General features: G+C 70.2%; 16 protein-coding genes and 2 pseudogenes. 3 read left to right on the forward strand and 15 right to left on the reverse strand.

What is annotated here, in order from left to right; genetic code table 11:
- Positions 1-143 precede the first annotated feature (143 nt).
- Positions 144-1,913: a cellulase family glycosylhydrolase gene (locus AB0Q90_RS02925; protein ID WP_363162528.1), complete on the forward strand. Its 1,770-nt coding sequence runs from the start codon at positions 144-146 to the stop codon at positions 1,911-1,913.
- Here AB0Q90_RS02925 and AB0Q90_RS02930 read toward each other — a convergent pair.
- The 5 genes and pseudogenes from AB0Q90_RS02930 to AB0Q90_RS02950 form a co-directional block, all read right to left on the reverse strand.
- A pseudogene (locus AB0Q90_RS02930) lies at positions 1,914-2,261 on the reverse strand (substrate-binding domain-containing protein); the annotation flags it as partial.
- A gap of 299 nt (positions 2,262-2,560) precedes the next feature.
- The gene (locus tag AB0Q90_RS02935; RefSeq protein WP_363162527.1) at positions 2,561-3,991 is read right to left on the reverse strand and encodes a glycoside hydrolase family 43 protein; all 1,431 of its coding nucleotides are present in this window, start codon (positions 3,989-3,991) and stop codon (positions 2,561-2,563) included.
- Positions 3,988-5,634: a ricin-type beta-trefoil lectin domain protein gene (locus tag AB0Q90_RS02940; RefSeq protein ID WP_363162526.1), complete on the reverse strand. Its 1,647-nt coding sequence runs from the start codon at positions 5,632-5,634 to the stop codon at positions 3,988-3,990. The genes AB0Q90_RS02935 and AB0Q90_RS02940 overlap by 4 nt, the downstream gene beginning before the upstream one ends.
- A 416-nt stretch (positions 5,635-6,050) precedes the next feature.
- Positions 6,051-6,371 carry a hypothetical protein gene (locus tag AB0Q90_RS02945; RefSeq protein ID WP_363162672.1) on the reverse strand — a complete coding sequence of 107 codons (321 nt, stop codon included), beginning with the start codon at positions 6,369-6,371 and terminating at the stop codon, positions 6,051-6,053.
- Positions 6,372-6,376: 5 nt separating this feature from the next.
- On the reverse strand, positions 6,377-7,195 hold the full coding sequence (locus AB0Q90_RS02950; RefSeq protein WP_363162525.1) for a phytanoyl-CoA dioxygenase family protein: 819 nt from the start codon (positions 7,193-7,195) through the stop codon (positions 6,377-6,379).
- Positions 7,196-7,266: 71 nt separating this feature from the next.
- Between AB0Q90_RS02950 and AB0Q90_RS02955 the strand changes: the two genes are divergently transcribed.
- Entirely contained in the window at positions 7,267-8,067 is an 801-nt protein-coding gene (locus AB0Q90_RS02955) for a helix-turn-helix transcriptional regulator (RefSeq protein WP_363162524.1), read from the forward strand.
- A 173-nt stretch (positions 8,068-8,240) separates the two neighbouring features.
- Positions 8,241-8,456: pseudogene (locus AB0Q90_RS02960) on the forward strand (cellulase); the annotation flags it as partial.
- 47 nt (positions 8,457-8,503) lie between these two features.
- Here AB0Q90_RS02960 and AB0Q90_RS02965 read toward each other — a convergent pair.
- The 10 genes from AB0Q90_RS02965 to AB0Q90_RS03010 all read right to left on the reverse strand — a co-directional run bounded on the left by AB0Q90_RS02965 (position 8,504) and on the right by AB0Q90_RS03010 (position 17,719).
- Positions 8,504-9,385, reverse strand: coding sequence for an amidohydrolase family protein (locus AB0Q90_RS02965; protein ID WP_363162523.1), 882 nt, complete (start codon positions 9,383-9,385; stop codon positions 8,504-8,506).
- A gap of 159 nt (positions 9,386-9,544) precedes the next feature.
- The gene (locus AB0Q90_RS02970; protein WP_363162522.1) at positions 9,545-10,264 is read right to left on the reverse strand and encodes a FadR/GntR family transcriptional regulator; all 720 of its coding nucleotides are present in this window, start codon (positions 10,262-10,264) and stop codon (positions 9,545-9,547) included.
- The gene (locus tag AB0Q90_RS02975) at positions 10,255-11,268 is read right to left on the reverse strand and encodes an aldo/keto reductase (protein ID WP_363162521.1); all 1,014 of its coding nucleotides are present in this window, start codon (positions 11,266-11,268) and stop codon (positions 10,255-10,257) included. Before AB0Q90_RS02975 ends, AB0Q90_RS02970 begins: the two co-directional genes overlap by 10 nt.
- 29 nt (positions 11,269-11,297) lie before the next feature.
- Entirely contained in the window at positions 11,298-12,335 is a 1,038-nt protein-coding gene (locus AB0Q90_RS02980; protein WP_363162520.1) for a sugar kinase, read from the reverse strand.
- Entirely contained in the window at positions 12,332-12,964 is a 633-nt protein-coding gene (eda, locus tag AB0Q90_RS02985) for a bifunctional 4-hydroxy-2-oxoglutarate aldolase/2-dehydro-3-deoxy-phosphogluconate aldolase (protein ID WP_363162519.1), read from the reverse strand. The genes AB0Q90_RS02980 and eda overlap by 4 nt, the downstream gene beginning before the upstream one ends.
- On the reverse strand, positions 12,961-13,722 hold the full coding sequence (locus tag AB0Q90_RS02990; protein ID WP_363162518.1) for an SDR family NAD(P)-dependent oxidoreductase: 762 nt from the start codon (positions 13,720-13,722) through the stop codon (positions 12,961-12,963). The genes eda and AB0Q90_RS02990 overlap by 4 nt, the downstream gene beginning before the upstream one ends.
- Positions 13,719-14,771 carry an alcohol dehydrogenase catalytic domain-containing protein gene (locus AB0Q90_RS02995; protein WP_363162517.1) on the reverse strand — a complete coding sequence of 351 codons (1,053 nt, stop codon included), beginning with the start codon at positions 14,769-14,771 and terminating at the stop codon, positions 13,719-13,721. Before AB0Q90_RS02995 ends, AB0Q90_RS02990 begins: the two co-directional genes overlap by 4 nt.
- Complete coding sequence (locus tag AB0Q90_RS03000) at positions 14,768-15,205, reverse strand: RbsD/FucU domain-containing protein (RefSeq protein ID WP_363162516.1); 438 nt, start codon at positions 15,203-15,205, stop codon at positions 14,768-14,770. The genes AB0Q90_RS02995 and AB0Q90_RS03000 overlap by 4 nt, the downstream gene beginning before the upstream one ends.
- A 42-nt stretch (positions 15,206-15,247) precedes the next feature.
- Positions 15,248-16,582: an L-fuconate dehydratase gene (locus AB0Q90_RS03005; protein ID WP_363162515.1), complete on the reverse strand. Its 1,335-nt coding sequence runs from the start codon at positions 16,580-16,582 to the stop codon at positions 15,248-15,250.
- Positions 16,583-16,675: 93 nt separating this feature from the next.
- On the reverse strand, positions 16,676-17,719 hold the full coding sequence (locus AB0Q90_RS03010) for an ABC transporter permease (protein ID WP_363162671.1): 1,044 nt from the start codon (positions 17,717-17,719) through the stop codon (positions 16,676-16,678).

Genomic DNA, 17,719 nt, shown 5'->3' on the forward strand with positions numbered 1-17,719 from the left:
TCGGCACCCAATAACTACGCCACCCCGGCACACAGCCACCCCTGCTCGATCCGCTTCAACACGTCGATCCAACAGGGAAGGGGACGGAGGGAACCAACCCGCACCGTCGGCCGAAAGGCACGACCGACCTAAAGGCATGACGCATGAAGGACATACGGCAACCCGCACACCATCGCAGCCGCGGGCCCGGACGCCTGGCCGGCCTGCTGATGACACTGTTCGTCGTCCTGGGTCTGGCCGGCAGCACCGCGCTCGCCGCGCCCGGCGGCGCGGCACAGCAGGCACGCTCCACGGTCACCGTTCCGGCCCGCACCACGGACGCCGTCGCCGCGATGCAGACCAGCTGGAACCTGGGCAACACCCTGGACGCGATTCCGGACGAGACGTCCTGGGGCAACCCCAAGGCCGGCAGAGAGCTGTTCAGGACCATCCGGGCGGAGGGCTTCCGCAGCGTCCGCATCCCGGTGACCTGGAGCGCGCACCAGTCCGCCACCGCGCCGTACACCGTCGAAGCCGCGTACATGAGCCGCGTCAAGGAGGTGGTCGAGTGGGCGCAGGCGGAGGGCCTCTACGTCGTGCTCAACGTCCACCACGACTCATGGCAGTGGATCTCGAAGATGTCCACCGACCATGACAACGTGCGCGCCCGCTTCGACGCCCTGTGGACCCAGATCTCCGCGGCGTTCCGGGACCAGCCGCGCACCCTGCTCTTCGAAGGCGTCAACGAGCCGCAGTTCGACGACGCCACGGCCGCGCAGAAGACCCAGTTCTTGAGCGAGCTGCTCACCTCGTTCCACAAGATCGTGCGCGCTTCGGGCGGTGGGAACTCGGACCGCATGCTCGTCCTGACCACGCAGGTCGGCACGCCCTCCCAGGAGCTCATGGACGACCTGTACACCACGATCACGGGGCTGCACGACAGCAACCTGGTCGCCACCGTGCACTTCTACAGCTGGTACCCGTTCAGCGTGAACATCGCCGGCGGCACCCGGTACGACGAGGCCGCCCGCAACGACGCGGAGGACGCCTTCGCCCGTATGCACAACACCTTTGTCACCAAGGGCATCCCCGTCTACCTCGGCGAGTACGGCCTGCTCGGATACCCCGACTCCAACCACCCCTCCCGTATTGAGCGGGGCGAGGCGCTGAAGTACTACGAGCACGTCGGACACCTCGCACGCACCGCCGGTGTCACCACCGCCCTGTGGGACCCCGGAACCTGGGCCTACCTGAACCGACAGACCCTGCAGTGGAGCGACCCCGCCCTGTTCGCCTGGATCAAGTCGAGCTGGACGACCCGTTCGGGAACCGCGTCCTTCGACAAAGTCTACGTGGCGAAGTCGAGCCCGATCACGGCCAAGTCGCTCACCCTGAACCTGAACGGCACCCAGTTCCGCAGCCTGTGGCACGGCGGCACCAAGCTGGTCCAGGGCCAGGACTACACCCTCTTCAAGGATCGGATCACCCTCACGGCATCGGCCCTGACCCGGCTGACCGGCGCTCGCGAGTACGGGGTCAACGCAACGCTCCAGGCCCGGTTCTCCAAGGGACTGCCCTGGCAGATCGACGTCGTCACCTACGACACTCCGGAGCTGTCGAACGCCACGGGCACGGCCGAGAAGTTCACCATTCCCACCAAGTACCAGGGTGACGAGCTGGCGACCATGGAGGCCACGTACGGCGACGGCACCAACGCCGGCCCGACCGGCTGGACCGCGTTCCAGGAGTTCAACAACGCCTTCCGGCCGGACTACGCGAACGGCACGATCATTCTGACCGCCGACATGCTCAAGTCACTGCGTGACGGCGATCCGGCGAACCTGACCTTCCACTTCCACAGCGGAGCCAAGGTGAAGTACAAGGTCACGAAGTCCGGCGACTCGGTCACCGGTACGGTCGTGACGACGTCCTGACCGACCGGTCAGAGTGGTAGCGATCTCCAGTCCCACCTGCGGCACCTGCTCGCCCCGGCTGAGCGCCAGGGCCAACTCGGTGGCAGCGGCCGCCATCTCGGCCAGCGGCTGATGGACGGTGGTCAGGGGCGGATCCATCCAGGCCACGGCCGGTACGTCGTCGAAGCCCACGACGCTGAGTTCGTGCGGGATACGCAGGCCCAGCTCACGCGCGGCCTGGTAGACGCCGAGCGCCTGCAACTCGTCGATCGGGTCGAAGACGACGAACGGGATGCCCTTCGCCGTCAGTTGTTCCCGCTCCGTCTCGGAGAGCTGCGCCACCGACAGGACACACCGTGGGCACCGAGACGCCCGCGGATTCGGCGATGTACGCGATCGTCACCGATGGGGGCCCCTCGCCGCGTTGCCTGTGTTCTCCCGTCGAAGGTCTTCCCGCTCGGTTGTCCGGCACGGTCGCCTCTCCCCCTCCCCTCGCCTGCTGCCGCGGCCGTCGTCGCAACCCCTGTTGAGGAGGGGTCGGCCGTGCCGGAGGCGGTGAGCGGGGCGTTCGCGCCGTGGTCGGCGGCGCGTGCCGTGCCTCCCATGGGCAGCACGAGCAGCACCGCGACCACGGCGCGCGACAAGCGGATACAGGGGTCCGGGCCGAGCTAGGGCCGAGGGGTGGTGGCGCCTGCGGTGAACCGCCACCAGTTCATGTTGAACAGGTAGCCGCTGCCGCCGGTGAACCGCAGGTAGAGGTCCTGGGTTCCGGCCGCGCCGCTGACCGGGCAGGTGACCGTCGTCCAGCTCTGCCAGCCCCCGGTGTTCGGCACACCGCACCGGCCCACGACCGTCCCGCTCGGCGAACCGAGGCGCAGTTCGACGGTGCCGCCGGCGGCGGCCGAGGCCACGCGCGCGGTGAAGGAGGAGGCGCCCGTCCCGAAGGCCACGCCCTTGGCCTTGATGTAGTCGCCGTTCTCGATCCAGCCGACGTTAATTCCGCCTTCGACGGACGGTTCGGTCTCGATCCCGGATCCCCAGGCGATGGTCTCGGCCTCCTGGCGTACATACGGGTCGAGCGTGCCGACCTGGGGTGCGCCGCCGCTCGTCATGTTGATCAACGGGATCGTGCCGTCGGCGTTGTAGGAGAACCTCTCCACCGCGACCGAGCGGGTAAAGCCACCGCCGCCCGGGAGCGCCCCGTTGTGGTAGAAGAAGTACGAATTGCCCTTGAAGTCCACGATCCCGGGGTGATTGGTGAAGCTACTGCCCTGTGTGGGCATGACCGTTCCGCGGTAGGTCCAGGGCCCGGTCGGGCCGGGCGCCGTGGAGTAGGCGATGAACTCCGAGCAGCACTTGGCCGCGAACACCATGTAGTACAGGCCGTTGCGCTTGTAGACCCAGGGGCCTTCCTCGTACAGCGTGGGACGGTTGGGGTCACCGGTGCGGGTGCCGAATCCCGCGGTGGTGAGCGGGATTCTGGTCGGGCTGCCCGAGTAGGAGGTCATGTCGGCGTTCAGCCTGACGTACGTCAGATTCGGGTTGCCCCAGTACAGGTAGGCCTGGCCGTCGTCGTCGATGAAGACGGTCGGGTCGATCTCGCCGTTCTCCACCAGCGGGTGGCCAAGGGCGTCCCGGAACGGGCCGGTGGGGCTGTCCGCCACCGCCACGCCGATGGCCATCCGGCCGGTTGCCCGGTTCTTCACGGGGACGTACCAGTAGAACCGGCCGTTGCGCTCCACGGCCTGTCCCGCCCACGCGTCGGCGGACGCCCAGCTGAAGGTGGTCAGGCCGAGCGGGGAGCCGTGGTCGGTCCAGTTGACCATGTCGGCGGAGGACCAGACCCGCCAGTCCTTCATGGTGAACCAGGTCGAGCCGTCCTCGTCGTGCCCGGTGTAGAGGTAGACCCGTCCGTTGTGGACCAGCGGGGCCGGGTCGGCGGTGTAGACGTGCTGCACGATGGGGTTGTCGGCCCTGGCCGCGGTGGGCTGCACCGCGGCGGGAACGATGGCGAACGCCAGCAGAAGGACCATGGTCCAGGCGACTGCCCGGGTGAGCCTCGGTGAGTGGGCTGTTGTCCGGTGCGCGAAGACCCTCACACGCGGCTCCACTTCTGGCTTGCCTGGCCGTTGCAGCTCCACAGGACCAGCGGGGTGCCGTTGGCGGTGCCGGAGCCGTTGGCGTCGAGGCAGAGCCCTGCGTGGACGTTGCGGATCGTCCCGTCGGAGCCGACCGTCCACTTCTGGTTGTTCTGGCCGTTGCAGGGCCAGGTGATGACCCGGGTGCCGTTGGTGGTGCCCTGGTTGTTGGCGTCCAGGCACTTGTCGCCGTAGACGCGGATCTCGCCGCCCGCCCAGGTGGTCCACAGCTGGTTGGCGGCGGTGTGGCAGTCCCAGATCAGCGCCGTGGCGCCGGCGGCGGTGGAGGCGTTGTCCACGTCCATGCAGCGGCCGGAGGCGTTGCCGCGCAGACGGGACGTGGTGGCGGCGAGCGGGCTGCCGCCGCTCACCTTGAACACGGCCACGCCGTGCGCGGGGACACTCGCCGAGATCTGTCCGGAGGTGCTCGACGTGCCGCCGGTCCACAGGTCCGTGAGGGTGAACGACCCGCCGGACAGGCCGACTTGGGCGGCCGTGGTGGTGACGTTCGCCGTGCTGCTTCCCCGGTTGAACAGGCCCACCGCGACCGAGCCGTCGGACAGGGGCTTGGCGAACACCTCGGTGTTGCCGTCGTCCCGCACCCTGCGCCCGCCCGCGCCCAGCGCGTCCTGGTTCACCGCCAGCAGACGCGGGTTGCGCAGGATCGCGCTCACGTCGGCCGACATGGTGCGGATGTCGTTGCCGGCCATGAGCGGAGCGCTCATCAGCGCCCACAGGGCGAAGTGCGACCGGGACTCCGTCAACGACAGCCCGGGGCGGCCGACGACGAGCATGTCGGGGTCGTTCCAGTGCCCCGGGCCCGACTGCGCCGCGAGCGGCGCGTTGATGTCGAGGACGTTGCCGACGCCCATCGGATAGCTGTTGGTGTTGCCGTTCTGCCAGATGTCCAGCAGGTCCTCGGTGGTCCGCCACAGGTCGGCGACCTCGCCCCAGTTGTACGTGGCGCCGGTGATGGCGTGGAAGCTGTTGGGGTTGATGCTGTAGACGATCGGCCGCCCGGTGGCGCGCAGGGCGTCACGCATCAGCGAGAACCGCGCGACCTGCTCGTCACGGGTACCGCTGGAGGAGCACCAGTCGTACTTGAGGTAGTCGACGCCCCACGAGGCGAACGTGGCTGCGTCCTGGGCCTCGTGCCCCCTGCTGCCCGTCGAGCCCGGATAGGCGCCACTGGTCTGCGCGCAGGTGCGCTCGCCCGGCACCTGGTAGATGCCGAACTTCAGGCCCTTGCTGTGGATGTAGTCGCCGAGCGCCTTCATCCCGCTGGGGAACTTGGTCGGATTGGCCCGCAGGTTGCCCGCCGCGTCGCGCTGCGGGTCGAACCAGCAGTCGTCGACCACCACGTACTGGTAGCCGGCGTCCCGCATGCCCGAGGACACCATCGCGTCGGCGGCCTGGCGGACCTGGGTCTCGGTGATTCCGCAGCCGAAACTGTTCCAGCTGTTCCACCCCAGGGGTGGGGTGAGTGCGGGGCTGCCGGGGGCGGCCGAAGCGGTGGTCTGGGCAGAGGCCGTCAAGGACGCGGTGACCACCAGTGCGGCGGCCGCGAGGAGACGGAGCAGTCGTCTGCCTGATCGTCTGGGCACCGTGGGGCTCCTTTCGGAGGAGGGCGGACAGACAGCGGATGACCATGACGCATGGCAGGCTCATGCCACACGTAGGACGGGTGCAGGCTGTTCGAAATTTCGATTGACTTTCGGATCGTTGGCCTCACGGATATTAGAGAGACTCTCAGGCATGTCAACACTGTTCTTCCGGCCAACCGCCCCACCGGAGGACACCTCGATTTCGAAATAATTCGATGCCTCAAGCGAATTCTTCGCTACTGATTGAAGGGATGTCTCAGCAACGCTGTTGTCGGGTCAGCCGCCGCTGACGGTCGGGTTGTTGGTGACGAAGTCGAGTCCGCCGGGATCTGCCGCGCCGCAAGCGGGCCGGGACACCCGGCCCGCCGCAGGTTGTTCTGCGCGCCCCGCCGACAGGCGATGCCCGTCCGGCGCGGTCACTGCTCGGCGTCGCCCAGATCCACGAGCTTCTCGAAGAAGAACTCGTGCTTCAGGAACGACACGTCGTACTCGTGCCCCGGAGACGGCGGGATCAGCTGAGCCGCCTGGATCAGACGCCAGCCGTCGCACAGGGCTGCCAGGCCCGTCTCGTAGGGAGGTTCGTCGCTGTCGCCCGTGGTGGGTGACGTGCGGCCGGTGCCGTCGTAGAGCGACCAGCCGACGACCCAGGAGTCCAGGGCCGACGTGCCCAGGTACAGCACCAGCACCTGCTGGCGGACCGCGGAGGCGGTCGACGTCGAGGTCGGGACGGGAGTCATCGTGCTCACGCGGGAACCTCCTGCGGTCGGTTGGAGACACGGGTGACCCAGTGGTCGAGGTCGAAGCCCTCGTCGCCGGTCAGCGCCCGCCACAGCAGGACGCGGTTGTAGAGCTCCAGGCGGCCGGTCGCCTGCTCGTACCAGGGGAAGCCGGTGTTCAACTCCTGTGCCACACGCGGGTCCGACAGGTCCGAGGTGTCCCACAGCAGCCGCTGACGGACCGTCGGGTTGAAGCGGATCTTGAACATGTAGCGGCGGATGTCGCTGTCGTTGCGCCGGCCTCCGTGCCACAGGCCGTGGTGCAGAAACACCACGGTGCCCGCCGGGCAGACCAGTCGGCTCTGGCCGCGCAGGTTCTGGTACCGGCCGGTGTCGCTCTCGTTCGTACGCCGCAGATGGCTGCCGGGCACGCTCAGCGTGCCGCCCATGTCCAGCGTCACCTCCTGCGGGTAGTACATGAGTTGCACGTCGAACGCATCGGTCCGTACGTCGATGATCGCGTCCCCGTGCAGCGGCTGTGCCGCGCCCTCGTGCGGCTCCCGGACGTGCACGGCGTGGTGGTCGATGTGCGGATCGGGTCCGACGAGACTCGTCAGCGCGCCCGCCACCTCGGGAAGTTCGACGAGGCGCCGTGCGAAGGAACCCTCGGGATAGGCCTTGGGGACCGGCGTGCCGTAGGGCACCGGCGGGATTCCGGCCGCGAAGGCCTCCACGGCCTCGGCGTTCATCTCCGCGGGCACCACCGCGTCGATACGCAGCGAGCCATGGGCGACGAAGTGCGCCATTTGCACCGAGCTGAGCAGGTGCTCTCCGGTTGTGTTCATGCCCACCACGTTAAGGAGCGCACCGCGTCCGGCGCGTGGGCCCGGCTCACCACCACTGGTAAGTTTTCACCATGGATGAGGTCGTAGTTCGCCTGGACGAGCCGCCCGTGGTGGCCAACGTGGGCGTCGGCATCCACGGCCCGGCCGGGCACACCGACGTTTTCCACCTGCCCGACCTGTGGCAGCTGCACCTGTACCGGTACGAGGCCGACCTCATCGTCGACGGCACGCCGCACACCATCCGCCCCGGCCGGATCAGTCTCGTACCGCCCGCCACGACCGTCCGGTACCGCTACCGGGGCCGCTCCGAGCACCTGTACGCCCACCTTCGCCTGCCTGCCACCGGCGAACCCCGCACGGTACCCGTCATGCAGGACGCCGGCCCGGAACTGCCCGCACTGTCCGCGCTGATGCTCCAGGCCGTCACCGCCTGGCCGAGCACTCCCGTCCGTGCCGCGGCCGAGATCTGGACCGCCCTGTGGCGCGTCAGCCACCTCGCCCCGGCCGCCTCGCAGGGCCACCAGGACGACCCCCACCGGGCCGTCACCGCGGCGATTTCCTACATCGAGTCCCGGCTGGCAGACCCCCTCACCGTGCCCGGCGTGGCCCGCGCCGCCGGGGTCTCCCACAACCACCTCACCCGGCTCTTCCGTTCGGTCACCGGCGACACGGTCGTCGCCTACATCCGACAGCGCCGCCTGGAACGCGCGCGCCATCTGCTGCGCGAGTCCACCCTCTCCATCTCCGCGATCGCCGCCACGGTCGGCATCCCCGACCTCCAGGCGTTCAACAAGGCCTGCCGCCGTGAACTCGGGGCTTCGCCCCGAGCCGTGCGCGGTGGACAGGGTTCCCCCGGGATCGGGGACGGCTAGCCGGAACACCTGCCGCAGGCGTCGCCGGTGCCGCCGGCCTGTCTGTGAGTTCCTGAGAAACGCGGCAACCTCCTGGAAGGAGGCGGTCACTTGAGGGCGACACCGGCTAGATCATCCAGAGCGGATGAACATGAAGAAGCAGCAGGCCCCACAGCACCGCCGACGCCGACGGCGGCAACGTCGGCCCGACCGACTGGACGCCGTGCCAGCAGTTCAACACCGCCTTCGCGCCGGACTACGCCAAGAAGGCCATCCGACTCAAGCCTGCATTCTTCAACGCGATCAAGGACAACGCGCGCGTCAACCTCACCTTCGAGTTCTGGAGCGGCGCGAGCGTGACGTACCACATGACCAAGTCGGGGAGCACGGTGACCGGCACGACATCCTGATCCGAGGCCGGTGCTCGTCCGGGGAGACTCCCGGGCGGGCGCCTCGCTCAGCCGAGTCGGTAGGCGCGGGCGGCCGTACCGCCGAAGACCTCGGAGCACTCGGCTTCGGTGAGGCCAGCGGTCAGCTCTTCGGCCACGGCGACGACCTCCTGGTACGAGGCGGCCAGCAGGCACACCGGCCAGTCCGAGCCGAACATGACCCGCTCCGGGCCGAAGGCGTCCAGCACCACGTCGGCGTAGGGGCGCAGGGCGGATTCGCCCCAGAGGTCCCACTCGGCCTCGGTGACCATCCCGGACAGCTTGCAGAACACATTGGGGTGCGAGGCCAGTTGACGGATCAGTGACGCCCACGGCTGGAGTTCGCCCCAGGCGATGGGGGGTTTGGACAGATGATCGAGGACGAAGGTCAGCTCGGGCAGCGTTCGCACAGTGGCGATGGCGGCGGGCAGTTGGTGCGGGAGGGTGAGCAGGTCGTAGGCGAGGCCCGCAGTGGCGACCGTGTGCAGGCCCCGGTTCACGTCGGACCGTTTCAGCCAGTCGGGGTCCGGTTCGCTCTGCACCAAGTGACGTATCCCCACCAGGAGTTCACCACCGGGCGCCGACCGCAGGGCGGCCAGGGTGTCCGAGAGGCCTTTCGAGGTGAGGTCGGCCCAGCCGACGACGCCGGCCACCAGGTCGGCCCCCGCGGCCAGGGCCAGGAACTCCGCGGTCTCGTCCGCGTCCGGCAACACCTGGACCAGGATGGTGCGGTCGATGCCTGCCGCCGCGGTCTCCTGCGCCAGGTCGGCGAGGGTGAAGTCCCGCCGCACGGGGGCCATTTCCGGTGCGTCGAGCCAGCGGTGCGCGCGGCGGCGGGGGCCGGAGTCCGTCGTCGGGAGGGAGGCGGACATCGGCCGCCAGATGTGATGGTGTGCGTCGATCCTCGTCATGGTCTTTCCGGTCCGTGGGGAGGGAGTGGGGTACAAGGACGTGCGGGTGCGAGCCAGTCCCGTTCGGCGCGCAGCGGTCGACGCCGCAGCGCCCCCACGGCGGCGGGCAGGGGGCAGCGACAACGGGCAGCCTGGACTTGCGCGGGCGTCGCCCGCCCGTCACTCCGTCGTCGTGCCGAAGGGGACGGCTCCGCCCGAGCGCAGGTGCTCCCTCAGCCACTGCTCGGTATTGCTCACGTGCAGCAGCGCGGCGGCCTGGCTGAGGACGGCATCACGGGTGCACAGCGCGTTGTAGATCGCCTCGTGCTCGGCGAGGGTGCGGCCGGCCGCCTTGTCGTCGACCAGGCCACGCCAGATGCGGGCGCGCAGTGTGCGGCCGGAGATGCCTTCCAGGAGCGTGAGGAGGGTTTCGTTGCCCGTGGCCGAGACGACGGCGCGGTGGAAGGCGGCGTCGTGCGCGTTGAGCCGTTCGACGTCGTCGCGGGCCTCGCGCATGGCGTCCAGGTGCTGCTTCACCTCGGCCAGCTGGGCATCGGTGATCCGGGTGGCGGCCAGGGCCGTGGCGACGGGTTCGAGGAGCCGCCGTACCTCCATGAGGTCCTGCAGGGCGACCGAGTCGCCCTGCAGCAGCTCCACCGCACCGCCGAGTCCCTCCAGGAGCAGGCTCGGCTGCAGGCTGGTCACATACGTGCCGTCGCCCCGCCGGACCTCCAGGACGCGCGCGACGGCCAACGCCTTGACCGCTTCGCGGGCGAGGTTGCGGGACAGACCCAGCTGGGCGGCCAGGTCCGGTTCCGGTGGGAGCTTCGAGCCCGGGGGAAGGGCTCCGGTCCGGATCAACTCACGGATCTGCTCGATGGCCTTGTCCGTCAGAGACAACGTGGCTCCCTCCCCGGGCCGTGGCTCCCGGGCACGTCCGACCGGATCAGCCCCTGAGCGCGGAGATCGGCCCAGAGCCCGTCGGGGATGTGCTGACCATGGAGTTCCACGTTCCGTACGACCTGTTCCGGATTCCGCATGCCGAGGGTGACGTTGATGATACTGGGATGCGTGTGGGGGAAGGCGATCGCGGCCGCGGGCAATGTCGTCCCGTGGGCCGTGCAGACCTCGGCGATCGCCCGCGCGCGGGCGACCAGAGCCGGTGGGGCGTCCTGGTAGTCGTACTTCATGCCCTCGGCGGGCCGGTCCCGGGACAGCAGTCCCGAGTTGAAGACACCCACCGCCACCACGCTTTTGCCCAGTTCCCGGGCGGCGGGCAGGACGTCGTCCAGCGCCGACTGGTCCAGGAGCGTGTAGCGGCCGGCGAGCATCACCACGTCGGCGGCGGTCTCGCGCAGGAAGCGGGCGAGCATCGCCGACTGGTTCATGCCGGCGCCGATCGCGCCGATCACACCCTGGTCGCGCAATTCCGCGAGCGTGGGCATGGCCTCCTCGGCCGCCTGGCGCCAGTGGTCGTCCGGATCGTGCAGGTAGACGATGTCGAGGCGGTCCAGGCCGGTGCGTTCCAGGGTGTCCTCGATGGACCGCAGCACGCCGTCCCGGCTGAAGTCCCACTGCCGGCGCAGGTCGTCCCGTACGACGAAGCCCTCGGTGTCGACGCCGCGCGGGTCCTCGTTGGGTACCAGCAGCCTGCCCACCTTGGACGAGACGACGTACTCGGCACGCGGGCGGTCTCGCAGGGCGGCGCCGAGACGCCGCTCGGAGAGGCCGAGGCCGTAGTGCGGAGCGGTGTCGAAGTACCGCAGGCCGGCCTCCCAGGCCGTATCGACGGCGGAGGTCGCCTCGATGACCGGGGTGACGCGGTACAGGTTGCCGATCACGGAGGCCCCGAAGCCGAGGTCGGTGAGTGCGACGGAGGTGTTCTGGATCTTCCGTTGGTGCAAAGCGTGCTCCTGGGGTGGCGGGGCGCGGTTCAGCGTCTGACGTGGGCCGATCCGCCCGCTACGAGCGCCTCGACCTCGGTGAGCGAGGCCATGGAGACGTCTCCGGGCGTGGTCATGGCGAGCGCGCCGTGGACGGTGCCGTAGGCCAGGGCACGCTCCAGTCCTGTGTCATCGAGCAGTCCGTGGATCAGGCCTGCCGCGAAGGCGTCGCCGGAGCCGATGCGGTCCAGGACGTGCAGGCCGGTCATCAGGGGGCCGGTGATGAAGCCGGTCTCGGCGGACCAGGCGGCCGAGGACCAGTCGTTGACGCCGGCCGAGGGCACGTCGCGCAGGGTCGTGGCGAGTATGTACACCTCGGGCAGCAGGTCGGCCACCGCGTCGAGCGCGTCCGCCACCTGGTCGGCCCCGATGCGCGCCTGTCCCGGGTAGGTCCCGGCCAGACCCAGGGCGCCCACGACCACGTCGGCGTGCCGGGCGAGCCGCAGGTCGATCTCGCGGGCCCGGTCGGCGCCGCCGCGGCCGGCCCAGAGGCTGGGGCGGTAGTTGGGGTCGTAGGAGACCGTGACGCCATGGCGGCGAGCGGCGGCCATGGCCTCGTCCGCGACATCCACCGTGGTGTCGGACAGACCGGCGAAGATACCGCCGGTGTGGAACCAGCGCACCCCGGACGAGAACACGGCGTCCCAGTCGACGTCCCCTTTGCGCAGCTGGGAGACGGCGGTGTGCGCGCGGTCGCTGACGCCGAGGGCGCCGCGGATGCCGTAGCCGCGTTCGACGAAGTTGAGGCCGTTGCGGGCGGTGCGGCCGATGCCGTCGTCGGTCACCCAGCGGATCAGTGAGGTGTCGACACCGCCCTGGAGAATCAGGTCCTCGACGAGCCGGCCCACCGCGTTGTCGACGAGCGCGGTGACGACGGATGTGCGCCGCCCGAAGCAGCGCCGCAGTCCGCGTACGACGTTGTACTCGCCGCCGCCCTCCCAGACCTGGAAGGAGCGGGCGGTACGGATCCGCCCCTCGCCCGGGTCGAAGCGCAGCATCACCTCGCCAAGGGCCAGCACGTCGATCACGTCACGCTCCTCTGCACTGCCTGCGCGGTGAGCCGGCTGATCTCCGGGTAGTCGCCGCGCCGAAGGTGGTCGGTGGTGGCCATCCAACTGCCGCCGACGGCAAGGACCGCCGGGTGTGCGAGGTAGGCGGTCAGCTGGGCTGCGCCGATCCCGCCGGTGGGCACGAAGCGCATCCGGGGGAAGGGAGCCGCGAGCGCCCGCAGCATCGGCAGGCCGCCGAGCGGCTCGGCGGGGAAGAGCTTGACGGTGCCGAGTCCCGCCCGCAGGGCGCGCATCAGCTCGGTGGCGGTGGCGATGCCGGGCACCACGGGCACGCCCAGGTCGCGGCACTTCGCGACGACCTTCTCGTCGAAGCCGGGCGAGACCACGAAGCGGGCCCCGGCGGCCACGGCCCGCTCCGCCTGCTCGGGCGTGAGGATCGTGCCGGCACCGACGGACAGACCACCATGACCGGCCATCTCCTTGAGCACCTGCTCGGCGTCCGGTGTGCGGAAGGTGACCTCGGCGCACCGGGCACCACCCGCCGCAAGTGCGTCGGCCAGCGGGCCGGCGGTCGAGACGCGCCGCACCGTCAGGACCGGCAGCACGCGAGCACCGGCCAGTACGGCGGCCAGGTCGGTGCCGCTCATCGGCCGAGCCATCCGCCGTCGACGGGCAGGACGACGCCGTGGACGTAGGCGGCGGCGTCCGAGGCGAGGAACACCGTGGCGCCCGCCAGGTCGTCGGCGTCACCCCAGCGGGCGGCCGGGATGCGGTCGAGGATCGCCTTGCTGCGCACCGGGTCGTCCCGCAGCGCCTGGGTGTTGTCGGTGGCGATGTAGCCGGGCGCGAGGGCGTTGACGTTGACGCCGTGCGGCGCCCATTCGTTGGCCAGCGCCTTGGTCAGACCGGCGATGCCGTGCTTGGCGGCGGTGTACCCGGGGACGGTGATGCCGCCCTGGAAGCTGAGCAGCGACGCGGTGAAGATGACCTTGCCCTGGCCGCGTGCCACCATCGACGCGCCCACCGCACGGGTCAGCGCGAACTGCGCGTTGAGGTTGACCTGGAGCACCAACTCCCAGTCCGCCTCGGTGTGTTCGGTGGCCGGAGTACGGCGGATCGTGCCCGCGTTGTTGACCAGGATGTCCACCGGCCGCTCGCGCCCGGCGAGTTCCGCGCCCAGGGCCCGGACGGCCTCGGGATCGGCGAAGTCGGTCCGGATCGCCTCGAACGTACGGCCCGCCTCGACGACGTCCTTCTCCACCGCGCTGCCGGACTCCTCCAGCGAGGCACTCACCCCGATGACGTCCGCTCCGGCCTCGGCGAGGGCGCGGGCCATGGCCCGCCCGATGCCGCGCCGGGCCCCGGTGACGACGGCGAGCTTCCCGGTGAGGTCGAAGGAGGTCATACGGCGGCTCCCTGGGCGTCGTCGGATTCGTCGGCGCAGTCCACGAGGATCTTCATCACGTCACCGCCGGCCTCCAGGGCCTCGAAAGCGGCGGGCGCCTGGGTGAGGGGGACGACCTTGCTGATCAGCCGCTCGGCCGGGATCGTGCCGTCCGCCACCAGGGCGACAGCCTTCTCGAAGTCTCCGCGGTCGTACAACCGGGCGCCCACGAGGGTGAGTTCGCGCCAGAAGAAGCGGTGCAGGTTGATCTCGCGGGGCCGGGGGTGGATGGCGACCAGGCAGAGCCGGCCGCGCACTCCCAGCACGTCGACCGCCGTCTCCACGCCGCCCGCCGCGCCGGACACCTCGAAGGCGACGTCCGCGCCCGCGTCCCCGGTCCACTCCCGTACCAGCTCCGGCACGTCGTCGTCGGCCGGGTTCCACGCCGTCAGCCCCAACTCCTCGGCGAGCAGCCGACGGTGGGCGTTCAGCTCCACCACCCGGACCTCGGCGCCCGCGGCGCGCGCGACCAGCGCGATGAGGATGCCGACGGGGCCGCCGCCGACCACGACGGCCTTCTCCCCCTCGGCGACCCGGGCCCGGCCCACGTCGTGCACGGCGACCGCGGTCGGCTCCACGAGCGCGGCCCGGTCCAGGGCAAGGGAGTCGGGCAGCCGGATCAGCGTCGAGGCCGGGACGGTCCAGCGCTGCTGCATGGCCCCCGGGGAGTCGATGCCGATGAAGTCCAGGTGCTGGCAGATGTGTTGATGGCCCTTCAGGCACGCGGGGCAGGTGTCGTCCCAGCGCAGCGGCATCACGGTGACCGCGTCACCGGGCCGCCAGCCCTCGACGCCCGGGCCGACCCGGACGACGCGACCGGACATCTCGTGCCCGAGGACGGCGGGCGTGGCGACCCGGGCGTCCATGTCGCCGTGGAAGATGTGCAGATCGGTGCCGCAGATGCCGACATAGGCGGGGGCGAGCTCCACGTCGCCGGGGCCGGGCGGGGAGAGCTCGGCGGGGGCCGTGTCCAGGGTGCGGGCGGCCGTGTAACGGACGGCGAGTGTCATCGTGTGGTCAGGGTCCCTTCAGCGCGGACGCCGATGGTCAGCAGCAGATTGGCGTAAGTACGCGTGTCGGCGGTGACGATCGCCAGCGCCAGGTCGGGCGAGCGGGCGGCGTCGTAGAACTCGTAGCGGCCGAGCGCGTCGACCGGGACGGGCGCCAGCATCGAGCGGTACTCGGCGATGGCGGGCGGCTCCGGTTCGCCCTCCGGCGGCACCATCACCTGGGCTGCCTCGACCGGCAGGGCGCGCAGCAGGACGTCGAGCACGGTGGTGACGTCCAGCAGGCCGGGAGCCAGGTTGAGGTGGACGGTCCGGGCGCGCTCGCCGGTGGCGGTGCTCGCGGGGTAGTGGCCGTCGGCGAGCAGTACCCGGGCGCCGTGGCCGGCGCCGGCCAGGGATGTGAGGATGCCGGGATGCAGTAGTTCGGTCAGGAGCACGGGAGTGTCCCCTTCTTCAGGTCGGGCAGCCGGTGGGACACGTCAGACGCGGGCGCTCCAGACGGGGCCGTCGGGGTAGCTGTACTCCTTGAGGGACTCGGGGTGCATCTGTGCGCTCAGTCCGGGGAGCGTGGGCGCCTGGTAGTGGCCGTCGACGATGCGGACCGGGTCGACGAAGTGCTCGTGCAGATGGTCGACGTATTCGATGACGCGGTCCTCGGTCGTCGCGGAGACGGCGATGTAGTCGAACATCGACAGGTGCTGGACCATCTCGCACAGGCCGACGCCACCGGCGTGCGGGCAGACCGGCACGCCGAACTTGGCGGCGAGCAGCAGGATCGCGATGTTCTCGTTGACGCCGCCGACCCGAGCGGAGTCGATCTGCACGATGTCGACCGCACCGGCCTGGAGGAGCTGCTTGAAGACGACCCGGTTGGCGATGTGCTCGCCGGTGGCGACCTTGATGGGGCCGACGGCCTTGCGGACGGCGGCGTGGCCGAGGATGTCGTCGGGGGAAGTGGGCTCCTCGATCCAGTACGGGCTGTAGGGGGCGAGGGCGCTCATCCAGTCGATGGCGGCCTGGACGTCCCACCTCTGGTTGGCGTCCACGGCGATACGGATGGCGTCGCCGACGGTCTCGCGGGCGGTGCGCATGCGCCGTACGTCGTCCTCAAGGTCGGCGCCGACCTTCAGCTTGATCTGGGTGAAGCCGTCGGCGACGGCCTCGCGGGCCAGGCGGGCCAGCTTCTCGTCGGAGTAGCCGATCCAGCCGGGGGTCGTGGTGTAGGCGGGGTAGCCCTGGTCGATGAGGTGTTCGATGCGCTGTGCGCGGCCGGGTTCGGCGCGGCGCAGGATCTCCAGGGCGTCCTGCGGGGTGAGGGCGTCGCTGAGCCAGCGGAAGTCGACCTGCGCGACCAGGTCCTCGGGCGACATCTCGCCGAGGAAGCGCCACACGGGCTTGCCGGCCCGCTTGGCGGCCAGGTCCCAGGCGGCGTTGACGACCGCGCCGGTCGCCATGTGGATGGCGCCCTTTTCCGGTCCCAGCCACCGCAGTTGGGGGTCGTGGACCAGGCTGCGGGAGAACGCTCCGAGGTTGCCGCAGACCTCCTCGACCGAGAGGCCCACCACGTACGGGGCGAGGGCCGCGATGGCGGCGGCCTGGACATCGTTGCCGCGGCCGGTGGTGAAGGCCAGGGCGTGCCCTTCGAGTCCGTCGCCCGCGTCGGTGCGCAGGACGACATAGGCGGCGGAGTAGTCGGGTTCGGGGTTCATCGCGTCCGACCCGTCCAGGTGCTCGGACGTCGGGAAACGCACGTCCAGTACGTCCAGGGCGGTGATGCGGGCAGTGTCCGGGGACGCGGGCAGGGCGGATGACATGCGGCAACTCCTGTGAGAGCAGGGGCGGTACGGCCCCTTGCGACGAGATGTGAGGCGGCGGGGGAAGTCGGGCGGCCCGGTCGGCCGCCCGGTTCACTCCTGGACCTTGCCGCCCGTGATGCGCGAGATGGTCAGTGCGACCAGGATGATCAGGCCGTTGAGGGCACCGATCCACTGCGCGGGCACACCGGCGAGGGTGAGCACGTTCTGGATCATGAAGAGCAGCAGGATGCCGCTGAACGCGCCGAACATGGTGCCCTTGCCGCCGTTGAGGCTGATCCCGCCGATGACGGCGGCGGCGAAGACGGTGAAGATATAGCCGTTGCCCTGGGCGGAGGCGACGGAGGCCAGGCGTCCGGAGAGCATCAGCCCGGCGAGGGCTGCGAGCACGCTGCCGGTGACGATGACGATCCACAGCACCCGGTCGGTGCGGATGCCGGCCGCCTTCGCGGCGTCGACGTTGCCGCCGATGGCGTAGAGCGAGCGGCCGAAGCTGGTCCAGCCGAGGACGACGATGGCGACGGCGAACAGCGCCAGGCAGATCCAGATGGAGGCCGGCATCCCGAGCCATTCGGCAGTGCCGAGGTAAAGCATCGACTCCGGGAGCTGGAAGAAGGTCTGGCCGCCGGAAATGCCCGTGAGGATGCCGCGCAGGACGATCAGCATGCCGAGGGTGACGATGAAGCCGTTGAGGCCGAAGCGGATGATCAGCAGGGCGTTGATGACGCCGACCAGCGCGCCGACCGCGAGCGTGACGGGAATCGCCCAGGCGCCGGGCAGCAGCCCGAGGCCGTGTCCCGCGCCGGTCGGCACCACGAACCAGGCCGCGACACCGGGCGCGAGGCCCATGGTGGACTCCAGCGACAGGTCCATCTTCTTGACGATCAGGATCATCGCCTGGGCGAGGACCAGCAGGGCCATCTCGGACATGGTCTGCAGGACGTTGATGAGGTTGTCGGCCTGCAGGAAGACCGGGTTGACGATCTGTCCGACGATCGCGATGACCACGATGGCCGGGACGAGCGCGAGGTCGCGCAGCCGGGCGAGGGGGATCCGGCCGCCGAGCAGGGCGGTCCGCTTCGCCGGGGGCTCCACGGCTTGGGCGGCGGCGGTGTCCGCGAGGACGGATTCAGGCAG

This window comes from Streptomyces sp. NPDC079141 (genome assembly GCF_040686775.1).
GTDB lineage: Bacteria > Actinomycetota > Actinomycetes > Streptomycetales > Streptomycetaceae > Streptomyces.

What these genes read in the sequence shown, in the direction of transcription:
- AB0Q90_RS02925 (WP_363162528.1), top strand. Translation starts at nt 144, where the DNA reads ATGAAGGACATACGGCAACCCGCACACCATCGCAGCCGCGGGCCCGGA.
- AB0Q90_RS02945 (WP_363162672.1), bottom strand. Translation starts at nt 6,371, where the DNA reads ATGACTCCCGTCCCGACCTCGACGTCGACCGCCTCCGCGGTCCGCCAG.
- AB0Q90_RS02950 (WP_363162525.1), bottom strand. Translation starts at nt 7,195, where the DNA reads ATGAACACAACCGGAGAGCACCTGCTCAGCTCGGTGCAAATGGCGCAC.
- AB0Q90_RS02955 (WP_363162524.1), top strand. Translation starts at nt 7,267, where the DNA reads ATGGATGAGGTCGTAGTTCGCCTGGACGAGCCGCCCGTGGTGGCCAAC.
- AB0Q90_RS02965 (WP_363162523.1), bottom strand. Translation starts at nt 9,385, where the DNA reads ATGACGAGGATCGACGCACACCATCACATCTGGCGGCCGATGTCCGCC.
- eda (WP_363162519.1), bottom strand. Translation starts at nt 12,964, where the DNA reads ATGAGCGGCACCGACCTGGCCGCCGTACTGGCCGGTGCTCGCGTGCTG.
- AB0Q90_RS02990 (WP_363162518.1), bottom strand. Translation starts at nt 13,722, where the DNA reads ATGACCTCCTTCGACCTCACCGGGAAGCTCGCCGTCGTCACCGGGGCC.
- AB0Q90_RS02995 (WP_363162517.1), bottom strand. Translation starts at nt 14,771, where the DNA reads ATGACACTCGCCGTCCGTTACACGGCCGCCCGCACCCTGGACACGGCC.
- AB0Q90_RS03005 (WP_363162515.1), bottom strand. Translation starts at nt 16,582, where the DNA reads ATGTCATCCGCCCTGCCCGCGTCCCCGGACACTGCCCGCATCACCGCC.